This window comes from Acidobacteriota bacterium (genome assembly GCA_016196065.1).
Taxonomy (GTDB): domain Bacteria; phylum Acidobacteriota; class Terriglobia; order Terriglobales; family Acidobacteriaceae; genus Acidiflorens.
The window spans coordinates 1681387-1694181 of record JACPYL010000010.1 but is presented as its reverse complement, the minus strand read 5'-3'; the positions used below and the strand labels follow the sequence as shown (position 1 = coordinate 1694181).

General features: G+C 57.3%; 13 protein-coding genes. 5 read left to right on the top strand and 8 right to left on the bottom strand.

Annotation, left to right across the window (positions count from 1 at the left end; translation table 11 throughout):
- Positions 1–7: 7 nt before the first annotated feature.
- From HY010_10440 to thiO, 4 genes are all read right to left on the bottom strand, one after another.
- Entirely contained in the window at positions 8–994 is a 987-nt protein-coding gene (locus HY010_10440; GenBank protein MBI3476141.1) for a tagatose 1,6-diphosphate aldolase, read from the bottom strand.
- A 145-nt stretch (positions 995–1139) separates the two neighbouring features.
- The gene (locus HY010_10435) at positions 1140–2744 is read right to left on the bottom strand and encodes a hypothetical protein (protein ID MBI3476140.1); all 1605 of its coding nucleotides are present in this window, start codon (positions 2742–2744) and stop codon (positions 1140–1142) included.
- Positions 2741–3622, bottom strand: a complete 882-nt coding sequence (locus HY010_10430; protein ID MBI3476139.1) for an ABC transporter ATP-binding protein — start codon at positions 3620–3622, stop codon at positions 2741–2743. The genes HY010_10435 and HY010_10430 overlap by 4 nt, the downstream gene beginning before the upstream one ends.
- Positions 3623–3702: 80 nt before the next feature.
- Complete coding sequence (gene thiO, locus HY010_10425; protein MBI3476138.1) at positions 3703–4755, bottom strand: glycine oxidase ThiO; 1053 nt, start codon at positions 4753–4755, stop codon at positions 3703–3705.
- Positions 4756–4871: 116 nt separating this feature from the next.
- Here thiO and HY010_10420 point away from each other — a divergent pair, with 116 nt between their 5' ends.
- From HY010_10420 to HY010_10410, 3 genes are all read left to right on the top strand, one after another.
- Positions 4872–5699 carry a hypothetical protein gene (locus tag HY010_10420; protein ID MBI3476137.1) on the top strand — a complete coding sequence of 276 codons (828 nt, stop codon included), beginning with the start codon at positions 4872–4874 and terminating at the stop codon, positions 5697–5699.
- A 12-nt stretch (positions 5700–5711) separates the two neighbouring features.
- A complete protein-coding gene (locus tag HY010_10415) occupies positions 5712–6236 on the top strand; it encodes a DUF421 domain-containing protein (GenBank protein ID MBI3476136.1) in 525 nt (174 codons plus the stop codon).
- Between the two features lie 462 nt (positions 6237–6698).
- Positions 6699–7802 (top strand): tetratricopeptide repeat protein, encoded by a 1104-nt coding sequence (locus tag HY010_10410; GenBank protein MBI3476135.1) that lies wholly within the window; start codon positions 6699–6701, stop codon positions 7800–7802.
- Between the two features lie 74 nt (positions 7803–7876).
- Here the strand turns inward: HY010_10410 and HY010_10405 are convergent, their stop codons facing one another.
- The gene (locus HY010_10405) at positions 7877–8227 is read right to left on the bottom strand and encodes a hypothetical protein (protein ID MBI3476134.1); all 351 of its coding nucleotides are present in this window, start codon (positions 8225–8227) and stop codon (positions 7877–7879) included.
- Positions 8228–8481: 254 nt separating this feature from the next.
- Entirely contained in the window at positions 8482–9894 is a 1413-nt protein-coding gene (fumC, locus tag HY010_10400; GenBank protein MBI3476133.1) for a class II fumarate hydratase, read from the bottom strand.
- Between the two features lie 125 nt (positions 9895–10019).
- On the opposite strand from fumC, the gene HY010_10395 reads away from it, so the two are divergent.
- Both HY010_10395 and HY010_10390 read left to right on the top strand, forming a co-directional pair.
- Positions 10020–10337 (top strand): winged helix-turn-helix transcriptional regulator, encoded by a 318-nt coding sequence (locus HY010_10395; protein MBI3476132.1) that lies wholly within the window; start codon positions 10020–10022, stop codon positions 10335–10337.
- Positions 10334–10978: a hypothetical protein gene (locus tag HY010_10390; protein ID MBI3476131.1), complete on the top strand. Its 645-nt coding sequence runs from the start codon at positions 10334–10336 to the stop codon at positions 10976–10978. The genes HY010_10395 and HY010_10390 overlap by 4 nt, the downstream gene beginning before the upstream one ends.
- Before the next feature lie 60 nt (positions 10979–11038).
- Here the strand turns inward: HY010_10390 and bshB1 are convergent, their stop codons facing one another.
- The gene (bshB1, locus tag HY010_10385) at positions 11039–11818 is read right to left on the bottom strand and encodes a bacillithiol biosynthesis deacetylase BshB1 (protein ID MBI3476130.1); all 780 of its coding nucleotides are present in this window, start codon (positions 11816–11818) and stop codon (positions 11039–11041) included.
- Between the two features lie 155 nt (positions 11819–11973).
- The gene (locus HY010_10380; GenBank protein ID MBI3476129.1) at positions 11974–12789 is read right to left on the bottom strand and encodes an ABC transporter permease; all 816 of its coding nucleotides are present in this window, start codon (positions 12787–12789) and stop codon (positions 11974–11976) included.
- Positions 12790–12795 lie beyond the last annotated feature (6 nt).

The window sequence follows — 12795 nt, the reverse complement described above, 5'->3', positions numbered from 1 at the left end:
CTTCGAACTAGGTCTCGTATATCGAGTGCCATGAGGTCGCGGCCTTCAATTTATCGTTCACATTGTTGATGTTCTTGACGCCTTCGGTCTCGAGCCAGGTGCGGAATGCTGCTGCACCCTGTTTGGCGTATACCGCGATGCCGTCTTTCCAGGTGGCGCGGCCGCACAGGACGCCATTGAACTTCACGCCCGATTCGCCCGCCAGTTCCAGCGTTTCGCTGAACTCGGCATTGCTGACGCCAGCCGACAAATAAATAAAGGGCCTGGTCGCGACGCCCGCTGCCTTGTGAAACAGATCGATGGCTTCTTTCTTGGTATAGGCTTTTTGGCCGCCGAACGACTTCGTGCCTTCGACATACTTCATGTTCACGGGCACTTCGACTTTCAGGACGTCCACGCCATAGCGATCCTTGCTGAACTCCTTCATGCTTTCGGCAACGATCTGCGGTTTCTTTTTCGCGTAGTCCAAACCCTTCTCGTCAGCGCCCTCTTCGTACCCGACAAATTCCAGGAAGTAGGGAATGTCGTTGGCGCGACACTCGTCGCCGATGCGCTCCACCCATGCATGCTTCGCATCGTTGACGTGCTTGGGATCGAACGGCGTGTAATAAAGCAGGATCTTGACGCAATCCGCGCCCGCTTCTTTCAGGCGGCGAGCCGACCACAGGTCAAGCAGATCGCCAAGGCGGCCGGGGCCAGTCTTGTCATATCCAGTCTTCTCGTACGCGAGAAGCAGGCCGGCATTCTTCGCGCGGCGCTTGGAGGCAGGCAATCCCCATTCGGGATCGAGCAGAATTGCGGTGGCATGCGGGGTCAGAACTTCCGTGACGAGAGTCTTGAATTCTTCCATCATCGCGTCGGTGACTTCGCCGCCTTTTTCCTTGGCCAGCGACTTCTGCAATGAGCCGCGTTGATCCATAGCGGCTGCGGCGATGACTCCACGTTCGTTTGAGACAGCTTTCAGCCCCTTGAGTTTTCCGGGGGTAAGTTTCATCTTGATTCTCCTATGAGGACGGGTCTATACAGTGCAACCCTATATTCTAAACCAAACGGTCGGTTGGCCTTGTTGTAGGAGAAGTTTCCTTAGTCACCTTCGCGGGATCCTTGGTGACCTTCGTGGTTGAAGGTTTTGGGGCAACTCAAGCGTATCCGAGATGGGCCCGCCGTCGCCAATACGCCACCGCAAGCAAAGCCAGCGCCGCTGATGCATAGGTCAGTGCGGAACTCGATGCTTGTGAAACGCCCATGAAATCGATTCCAGGCGTGTGATGCGCGGGTCCCATGTACCACCACACCGTGTAGATCGCTTCAAAGGCCTTGCTGCTGCCACTCCACACGCCCAGTGCCATCGCCATGCTGGGGATAAAGATCGCTCCCGCGAGAAATGCCGCCACTCCTTGCATATCACCGCGCAGCAATAGGCGAATTCCGATTCCCCCCGCAGTGAAAAGTGAGACCAGCACTCCCGCGGCCAGCATCGCTGGAAGTTGACGGGGCAGCGCGCCCGCCGAAGAAAAGATCAGAGACTCCGTTGCATGCCGCTTCTCGCGCGATCCCATCGACGACCACACCAGGATCGGCCACATCCACGCCGCTATCAAAACACCCCCTCGGGCCTTGTCAAGGGGAGACAGCAGGCACGCGATCGATAGTCCGGCGGCCACCACGTACCACCACCAGCCCTTGCCCTTGAGCAGCAATCGCAACTCCGCCACAACCAATCTCGCGAATGAGTTCCGTGCTGCCCTTGACGGTAGTGGAGTGAGATGCGCGTGCGAAGGTTCCACAGCGCGAGATAGCTCTCCGGGAATCTGGGTCTCTACGAGTGCCTCCAGAGGTTTCGCCTTCTTGATCCGCCATTCCCGCGCTGGATCAAAACGATGGAAGAACACGGCAGCGATCAATGCGAGCACAACCGCCATCCCTGTCCACAGCAGCCTGCCCAACAGGAAGGGTGCGTTCCAATCCAAACCCTTCCACACAAAACGCTTGCTCGGCGGTCCGTTCTCGTTCCCGATATTCAGCGATGATCCGCCCTTGTATTGCGCATCAATCCCGCGCACGATGGACTGCATCTGGTTCATCGTGGAAACGACCCCGGCATAATCGACGACATAGCCCACCGGAGGAAGTGTCTGGCCTTTGTCCATCACTTGAGCGTTGGGGCCAATGAGCATGAAGGCCCAGACGAAAAAATAGAGCACGTTGCCGACCCCGCCGCGCAATAGCGGCAAGGTTTCGAATAGCACAGCGAGCGCCGCCGTGAATGCCATGCAGGGAAGCGCAATCAGCAACAACGGCGAGAGCAGCGCCCACAGATCGATGTGCGGATCTTCCGCATGCACAACCTGCATGACGAGGGTCGCCAGTGCCAACACAAAAATCATCGACGCGAGCACGGCGAAATTGCTGGCCGTCTTCGCCAACGTATAGAAGCTCTTGCTCATGGGCGTGGTGGCCAGGATTCGTCCGACGCGCGTGTCCTGGTCGCGCAGGATCGAATTCTTCACGATGTAGAAGCCCACCAGGCTGAGAAAAGTCCCGCCCACCAAGGCCATCAGGCTGCCGAGCCACGCGGAATTAAGAATGCCGCGGTAATCGTCGAGTCGAAGAACGATGTGTCCGGCAAAGGCTGCGTATCCCAAATAGACCGCAAAGGCGAGTGTGAGCAGAAAACTGTAGCGCCGCACCCGCTCCAAGAAATCCGCGCGAATCATCGCATAAAGGACGCGCATCGATTTCATGCCGCTGCCCCGGCGCGGTGCTGCGACAGGCAATACAAGTACGCGTCTTCCAGATTGGGGGCGACGGGTTGCGCGCCGTCAGGCGGAGTCTCTCCGAGTACGCGGGCATGCACGCCATCGCTGCGGCGCGCCGTGTTGCTGATCAGGTGCTGTTGCCGGGCGCCGTTCAACTCAGCACTCGGCAATACCCACTCCCAGACGCGGCCTTCCACTTTTCGCAACAGGTCTTCCGGAGATGCGTGGGCCACCAGCTGGCCTTGCGAGATCAATGCAATGTCCGTCGCGGTTGCTTCCACGTCAGACACGATATGCGTGGACAAGATCACAATCCGTTCGCCGGATAATTCTGACAGCAAATTGCGGAAGCGCACGCGCTCTTCCGGATCGAGGCCAGCAGTTGGTTCATCCACAATCAGCAACTTCGGATCGTTCAGCAACGCCTGGGCAATTCCTACACGCTGTTTCATGCCCCCGGAGTAGCCGCCCAACGGCCGTTTTCGCACGTCCGTCAAGTTGACGAGATTCAGGAGTTCGTCAATTCGCCGCTTACTTACAGCCGCATCGAGCCCTTTGACAGCCGCCAGGTATTCCAGAAATTCCACAGCATTCAGATTGGGATACACGCCGAAGTCCTGCGGAAGATATCCTAAAACGGATCGCAGCGCATCAGGATTGGCCGACACTTCGGCACCGTCCCAAATCACGCGCCCCTCAGTAGCCCGCGTAATTGTCGCCAGGATGGTCATGAGCGTCGTTTTGCCCGCACCGTTCGGGCCAAGCAACCCAAGCACACCTGTACCCAATTCAAGGCTGAAATTCCGCAGCGCCCATGGTCCGCGCCCATATTGTTTGCTGACGTTGTCGATGATGAGTTTCAAGTATTCTCCCGAAAAGGCATGATGCAAGAACGCATAACACTCAACAAAAGTTCCGGGTTTGTTGTGCCCGCAATGCAGCCTTACGAAAACCGGGCGGGTGAAAATGCAGACAGATCAAGTGCGGTCTTTCTCCCGGTCACGACCGAAGTCATCAAATTTGCCGTGATCGGCGCGAGCAGAATGCCATCGCGAAAATGCCCGGTCGCGACAAAGTATCCCGGTGTAGACGTCGCACCGAGGATGGGCAGCGCATCGGGAGTGCCCGGACGCAACCCCGCCCACGATTCCAGTATCCGTGCCTCCGTCAGGCGCGGCACCATTTCGATCGCGGCCTTCCTCAGCTTATGAATCGTATCCGGGACAACTTGTTTGTCGAACCCTGCCTCTTCCACAGTCGCTCCGATAAGTAACCGTCCATCACTGCGGGGGATCAGGTAAACCTCGGGTGTCCGCACTACGTGGCGAAGCAGGTCCTTCTCAGGCATGACCACATAGAGCATTTGTCCTTTGACAGGACGCGTCGGGAAAACATGGGGAGCGACTTGTCCGGCCCACGCTCCGGCACAGTTCACGATCGCGCCCGCCGCAAACGTAGTTTTATTGGTGCGGACTCCAATCGCTTTACCCTCGTTGATTTCGACCCCAAGAACGGTGTCGCCCGAGGAAAAATCTACTTCCCGATGACGAGCTGTTGCGATTACGGCTGCGACCAGGTCGCGAGGGTCCACACACCGTTCTCTCACGAAAAATGGCTCGCAGCTTTTGGCTGCAAGGTGCGGCTCAAGTTCGGCCAGGGGAGCGGGTAGAGGATAGGACGAGCGCAGAAGCGGGTCCGACGCCGGATCCCACAGCAGGGCGCCTTCTGATCGCAGATCGATGTTCAGCCGCGACTCATCCTTCAGTTGATGCACGAACTCGGGATACATCCTGGCGCTCGCCGCGCCCAATTCCTGCAATGCGCGCGGCATCTCGGGGGAGAAGTCCACCAGCATGCCGCCTGCTGCCCAGGACGACTCCCGTCCCGGTTCACCCTTGTCGACCACCATGACCCGGAGGCCTTGCTTCCGTAACTCAATCGCCAACGTCAGTCCGATGATGCCTGCCCCGATAATGATCGCGTCCCAGGTCTTCACGTCCCCATTCTAGCCGCAAGTTACCTCCGACCGAGAACCTCAAACGCAATTGACAGAGCCTCGCTTCTCCCCAACAATAGCGGTTACAGTCCACCTCAATTGGGAGATGCATACTTATGCCTGAAGGCGAAGACGCACCCGTATATCACTCTGAATCGCAGAGCAGTGCCGGCAAGTGGATTCTGATTGTTCTGGCCGTCGCATTTGCTGCCGCGTCGTCGTATTTCCTCTTTGATCAACATACCAAGCTCGAAAAACTAACCCAGGACATCGCAGCCGAACAGAAACAGAACGCCGATTTGTCCAAACGCATGCAGTCTGCCGAAGCGGATTCAGAAACTCTGGCCCAGCAACTGGGTATGACCAAGAAGGAACTGGCATCACGCGCCGATGAATTGCAGCGGCAGCAGCGCGCCTCCGTGGCCAAACTCGCCGAAGAGCAAAAGAAAGAGATTAGCGCTGTGGCTGGCGAAGTAGGCAACGTGAAGTCGGATGTCGGCGGTGTCAAGACCGACCTCGGCAACACCAAAGCCTCGCTGGAAGAAACCAAGGCCGCATTACAACGCACCATCGGCGACCTGGGAGTGCAGAGCGGCCTGATCGCCAATACGCGCGGCGATCTGGAAGTCCTCAAGCACAAGGGTGACCGCCAGTATTACGAGTTCACGCTGTTGAAGGGCGCCAACCCGCAGGCCTTTTCGACGGTCGCGCTGCAACTCAAGAAGACCGATCCGAAGAAGGGGAAGTACACCCTCAACGTGACCGCCGACGACCGCACCATCGAAAAGAAAGACAAGAACGCCAGCGAGCCGGTCCAGTTCTATACCGGTCGCGAGCACATGCTCTATGAGATGGTGGTCTGGACGGTAGACAAAAACAAGATCACGGGCTATCTGAGCACTCCCAAGAATGCTCCCATCCCGGTGACGCCGACTCCGCAGTAATTCGTAACGCGAATGTTGCCACCGGGCGCGCATACGCTGCTGGAAATCGCCTTGCGAACGGGTGTCGTCTACCTTTTGGTGCTGGTTGGAATTCGACTCAGCGGCAAAAGGGAAGTCGGCCAGATGACCCCGTTCGACCTCACCCTGCTCCTGCTGCTCTCCAACTCCGTCCAGAATGCGATGACCGGTTCCGATACGTCGGTATGGGGAGGAGCCGTGGCCGCCGCCACGCTGCTCTCGCTCAACTACCTGGTCGCCGAACTCGCAGGGACCAACCGGCGCTTTCGCAAACTCATCCAGGGCCAGCCCAGCTTGCTGATTCACGATGGAGAAGTGATCGCTGCGCACATGGCCCGCGAACATATCACCATGGATGCGCTCGAATGTGCGGTTCGAGAGCACGGCGTCGCCACGTATAAGGAAGTTGCCTTGGCCGTACTCGAGGTCGATGGGTCGATCAGCGTCCTGAAGTATGAAGAAATACAGCCCACTGCCCAGAACCATCTGGCGCGGCGGAGATTCATCAAGAAGCCCTAGCTGGCGCCATCGGTAGAAGCTCTGATGGATTGGATCGCGAGTGGGCCGGACGTACTAGACCATTCCAATCGGTATATATTCAAGCAGGCAAGGAAATACTTCCCTCGAAGTCTCATGTAATGGGCCCTGTCTCAGTGTCGGTTCAACAGCAGGGGTTTAATCGTGAAGAAGCGAAACTCGCGGCGTTCTCTCGCAGTTATAGTGTTTTCCCGCACTCTTCTTTTTTTGTTCATCCTGGCTGCAGCGCTTCTCGGACCAGGAGGACTTCGAGCCTACGCACTTCTGCAAGGTGAGCCGCCAGCTGCTTCCCAGGAATTGAGCACTTTCGATAATCTCATTCGCCAATTCCAGGAAAGCTGGCAAAAAGGCACTTCAGAGGATCGGAAGAAGTTAGCCGAGACCTTGATTGTTGAAGCCGATAAACTTCCGGACTCAAATCCTCAGAAGGCGCGCGGGCTTCTTTTGGCGTCCTCCGTAGACGTCGGCAGTGCCCGGTCGATCGCTCTGGTCCGGCGCGTTGTCGCGCTTGACGAGAAGAACCTTGGCGCTAACGACCCGCACTTGGCAGAAGACTACGGTAGCCTGGCAGTGCTTGCGTCGTTGACGGACGTCATTGAAGCGGAGAAACTCCACGGCAGGGCCGTGGCGATCGTTGAAGCCGCGAAAGAGATGGAGCCCTTTTATCGCGTCACGATTCTTAGTAGTGCCGCAATTTTCTATCGACAGCAGAAGGAGTACAAAGAGGCAGAGCGGGTACTGAGGCGCGCCTTAGAATTTGCCGACGGGCTGACGCCCGCCCAGAAATCCCTGCAACTGCAGTTGCGTGCCAGCTTGGCCGATGTGTTGGACGAAGAGGGAAAGAAAGACGAAGCTGAGCACCTGATTGCCGAACCCGCTCCCCCATCAAACAATACGCAGACAAACTCCGATACGATGGGCGCGGAGAACGATGCGCTGCGTGCACGGCAGTACAAAGAACGGGGTGAGCTGAAGGAGGCCGAGTTGTTCTACCGGCAGGCCATCTCCGCCTACGAAAAAGTTCCTGCATCCGGTTTTGCACTTTCCCAAAGCCTGAACGAACTGGCGGACATTTGCCATTCAGAAAAGAGAGATGTGGAAGCCGAGGAACTCTACCGGCGCGCGCTCAATGTTCAGGAGAAGAGCCTCCCCTTCATCCTCGCCATGAATGCTCGCGTGCTCAGCTACCCATTCGCCATTCAAAATTTCCTCAGGGATCAAGGGCGGCTCAATGAGATGGAACTGGTCTATCAGCATGCGCTTGCGATTCAGGAGCAATATTTAGGACCCAACGACTATTCGCTCGGCGAGACGTTTCTGATGCTAGCAGGGATCTATCGCGAAGAGGGCAAATCCGGGACGGCGGTGCCGCTTTGCCAGCGTGCCATGGAAATCAGTGAGCGCTATTTTGGCAAAGGGGACCCCCACGTCATAGCGATATTGAACGAATATGTTCGAAATCTGGAGGCAGTCGGTCGCACGCAAGAGGCGTCCGCTATGCGGGCGCGCGCGAACCGGATGGGGAATCGGGAGGCGTCCCCAAAATAGGCCAACCCTCATCCGGGCTCGCGCGGCTCTTCTCTAGCTAGCTGAGGTCTCGCAGCGGACTCTTCAGCAATTAGCTACGCGTGTAGATCCTTTCGAACAAGTGCAGCGTCCAGGAAGAATCCCAATCCCAAAGCCAGCGGAATCGCGCCAAAAGCTACCACTTTGAAGGCATCCGGTTCGGTTCGTCCGATCAATGCGAAGGTGATCATGAAGCCGACGGCTCCGGCCGTTAGAAGAATGCCTGAGCGCCGTGAACGCGCGACTTGCGATAGCTCTGGCTCCAGCGGAACACTGACGCCGCGCGCGATGGCCGCCAGCTTTTCTTCCGTTTTCAACTTGCGTATACGGTAGTAGGCATACATTGCGGCCAGCGGTATGCCGAACAACATTGTGACTGCAACCAGTCCAGTAATTCCTTCTTCCATGATGTCTCCTCTTGGCGCGGTGATCGTCAGAGCGCCTTCACTGTAAACTACGGAGACACCGGTGAAACAGTTCCGTAAATTGTTGACCGATGGGCCTCGCAGGCTGCGTAAAAAGCTCCGAGCCTATCCCAGGGGCTAAAGCCCCAAGTCATCAAAATGGATTGATCGCAGCGGTGAACCGCTGCGCCACCCAAAAGCAAGTGCAACTGGATGTGCTACTCAAAATCGACTGCAAAGAGTCTTTCCTCCGTCTCCTACGGACGCGTCATCCGCTCCGGCTTCATCAGCTGATCAAACTCCTCACCTGTGAGGTGTCCCAGCTTCAGCGAGGCCTCCCGCAGGCTGCTGTGGTCAACATGCGCGGTATGCGCAATCTGCGCCGCCTTGTCGTATCCCACCTTCGGGGCGAGCGCGGTGACCAGCATGAGAGAGTTCTTCACGTACCAGTCAATCTTGGCGCGATCGACTTCAATTCCCTTGACCATGTACTCGACATATCCATGGCAGGCGTCCGCCAGCAACGTAACCGAGTGCAGGAAGTTGTAGATGATCACCGGTTTGTATACGTTGAGTTCAAAGTTGCCCTGCGACCCCGCAAATCCGACGGCAGCCGTTGCGCCATGCACTTGCGCGCAGACCATCGTCATCGCCTCGCATTGCGTCGGATTCACCTTGCCCGGCATGATCGACGATCCCGGTTCGTTCTCGGGAATCGTCAACTCACCCAGGCCACAGCGTGGGCCAGACGCGAGCCAGCGAATGTCGTTCGAAATCTTCATCAACGATGCCGCTAGTGTTTCCAGAGCACCTTGCGCGAACACGACCTCGTCATGCGCCGACAGTGCCGCGAACTTGTTGGGATGCGACCGGAAGGGAAGTCCCGTGAGTTCCGCAATCTTCTTCGCCGCTCGCTCGGCAAACTCCGGATGCGCATTGAGCCCCGTCCCTACCGCCGTCCCTCCGATCGCCAAGTCGTACAGTCCATCGAGGGCGAGTTCCAGGCGCTTGATATCGCGATCCAGCAGACTGGCCCACCCGCCAAACTCCTGCCCAATGGTGAGCGGCACCGCATCCTGCAGATGGGTTCGGCCGATCTTGACGACGTCCGCGAACTCTTTGGCCTTTGCTGCAATCGCATCGCGCACCGTCGTGATCGCCGGAATCAGCACCTTCTTCACTTGCTCGGCGGCCGCAATGTACATCGCCGTTGGGAAAGTATCGTTCGACGATTGCGACATGTTGACCTGATCATTGGGATGAATCGGCTTCTTCGACCCCTTCTCGCCGCCGGAAATTTCGATCGCGCGATTTGAAATTACCTCATTCACATTCATATTGGTCTGCGTGCCGCTGCCCGTTTGCCAGATCCGCAAAGGGAACTGGTCGTTCAGCTTGCCAGCAATAACCTCATCCGCCGCTTCAACAATGAGTTTTGCCTTGTCTGACGCCAATTTGCCCAGATCCTGATTCACCAGCGCACAGGCTTTCTTCAGCGTCCCGAACGCTCGAATCAATTCCGGCGGCATGGTGTCGCGACCGATATTGAAATGCAGCAACGACCGTTGGGTCTGCGCCCCCCAATAGACATGAGCCGGGACTTCAATCTTTCCCATACTGTCGGATTCGGTGCGGGTCGGTAGGGCGGCGGAATCGCTATGAATGGACATGAGTTCTCCTTGCATCGACCGGGAGCGGCAGCCCGGCGTATCGGGCGTATTCAGGAACTGGTTATTATACGGCCCCAAAAGCACAGTCTTGACAAACACTTCGATATTTAGTTAACTATCGAACTATGAGCACGGTCTTCAAAGCCCTTTCCGATCCAACCCGCAGGAGAGTGCTCGAGCTATTGCGGAAACGGCCGCTCAGTGCGGGTGAACTGGCCGACCATTTCGATGTTTCCAAGCCCACCATGTCCGCGCATTTCGCGGTTCTGCGGGAAGCAGGGCTGATCGCTTCTGAAAAGCATGGCAAGTCCGTTGTCTACGAGTTACAGATGTCCGTGCTCGAAGACGCGCTCTTAGGCTTCGCACAAGTTTTCGGATTGAAATTGCAGGACGACAAACAGCCCAAGCCGAAGCGCTTGAGCCGGGAGGTCTCTCCATCATGAGCACGCAAACTGTTTACACCCGTCCCATGAAGACAGTGATTTTCGGGTTCCTGGGATTTACCGTGGCGGCGATGGCGCTCGCGTTCAGCCAGAAGCTGGGCTTCCTCGACGCCGCCGTCGTCAAGCGCGGCATGGGTTTGATCCTCGGCATCACAGTCGTTATTACCGGAAACTTCCTGCCGAAAACGCGCCCCTTGAACGCACCCGGAGTGAATCCTTCTGGGGCTGCCGCCGCTGCGGAGCGCTTTGCGGGATGGATTCTGGTGATGGTGGGGATCGCTTACGTCGCTCTGTTTTCGTTTGCGCCGCTCGATCGGGCCCGTACCATCTCGGCCGTCCTCGGGATCAGCGCCATGGTATTGATCGCAGCAAATTGGGCTTGGCTGGTGCGGGGCGCGCTGCTCGGCCGTCGAGAGACCTCCGAGGACACAGCGCCGGAAAAAGCGTTCTTGATGGAGAAGCGCCGGCTGATCGTGCCGCTTCTGTTCGCGTTCTTCTACACGCTCGCGACCGCCTGCACCGTGTTTCTCCTCCACGATCGCCAGCAGATCGACGAAGTGAGTTGGTGGCTGTTTCTTGGATTTTGGCTGGTCTATGCCTTCTTGATGGTCGTTCTCGAACCAAAGCGGTGCGCCAAGTAGGCCTTTGAGCGGCATTGCCTAAGCCGTGCCACTCGGAGCGATTGTCGACAACAAGGGAACTCAGATCGACTTCACTGGAATCGCCAGCAGATCGTCCACCAATCCAATTTCCTTTTGGACGAACGGCTCGGCATAGGTGACGCCGCCCATCATCCCGTAGAACCGCGCCATGGCTTCGACGCGCGCGCGAATTTCGGCTTGCGCAGGGAAGATCCCGCTGCCGGCTTGCTGGTCTTTGAATTGCGATTCGTAAGCCATCAGCGACGCCAGGCGGGTCTCAAACTGATCGGTGATATCCACGACAAACGTGGGACGCACATCGTGGTACAGACTCGCGTAGATGATCTTGAATGGTCGAAACGGTTCTACGCCTTCGGGAGCCAAAACGCCTGAGGTGTAGAAAGACGGACTCTCTCCCACTACTGGAGGAATGTGTTTGATATCTAGTTTCGCCAGGCCCGCAAGAAAACAGGCTTCATATCCCAGTACCGATGCTGTGTAGTGATCGGGATGCCGCCCTTGCCAGTACGGCAAGATAAGGACTTTCGGCCGTTGCTGACGAATCACACGCGCCACTTTCAGGCGGTTTTCCCAGGTATTCTCCACGCGTCCATCCGGTATATCGAGCGCGCCACGCCACGAGACTTTCAGGATTCGCGCCGCTTCTCTCGCTTCGCGGGCCCGGTCTTCGGATGTGCCTCGCGTGCCCATTTCCCCTTGTGTCAGATCGAGGATGCCGGTGCGATATCCGCGGTCGGCCATCTTGAGGAGCGTGCCGCCGCAGGTCTGTTCTACATCGTCACGATGCGCAGCGAGAGCAAGAATATCGAGAGTCATCATGTAGGAATGTCCGGCACGAGCAGTTCGTCGTGAGCCGCTCGGCAAGTGTATCTGATTTCTGGATTATGAATTTGGAACAACAGTTCTGACATTCCCCCGCCGCCGGAGTCAGCTACAGTGCGAACGACGAATGACCGAGGACCAACGACAAACGACTACCGACCCGACGTACTCTTCCGATTGGCCAAGGCAAACGCCAGCCCGAACATGAACAACGCAAACAGCAGGAGGGTCAACATCGATGCGGGCAGGGTAAAGGTGTTCTCCGCTCCCGGATACATCAGCGTGCGCAGAGCTTCCACTCCGTAGGTCAGCGGGTTGAGATACATCAGCGCCTGCATCCACCGCGAAGCGTGCGCAAGAGGGAACAACGCGCCCGACAAAAGCCACAGCGGAATCAGGAACAAGTTGATGATCGCGTGAAAGGACTGCGTTGAATCCATCGGCCACGCGATGGCAAAGCCCAGAGCAGTCAAAGCAAACGACACCAGGAACACGGTCAGTGCGATCAATCCAAAGGACGCGAGCGTGAAGTGAATCCCCACGAGCGGTGCGAAAGCGAGAAAAATCAGGCCTTGAATGGAAGCCAGCGTAGTTCCGCCCAGCACCTTGCCCAACACGATCGCAGTACGCGGTACGGGCGCGACGAGCACCGACAGCAAGAATCCCTTATTGCGGTCTTCAATCACCGACATCATCGTGAAGATCGACGTGAACAGCACGATCATCACCAGGGCGCCCGGGAACGAGTAGTCAAGATAGTGCTGTTGGCCCGCGCCCTCACCCGACCGGAATGAAGTTCCGAAGCCCGCTCCGAGCACGACCCAGAAAATCAATGGCGACAGGATCACTCCAGCCACTCGCGCCGGCTGCCGGTAGAAGCGAACAATCTCCCGCCACCAGAGCGTGAAGGCGGGCAGAGAAACTCCAGCGGACGGTGCAGCGTTCATCGGAATGGAAGCAGTGGACATAATTGG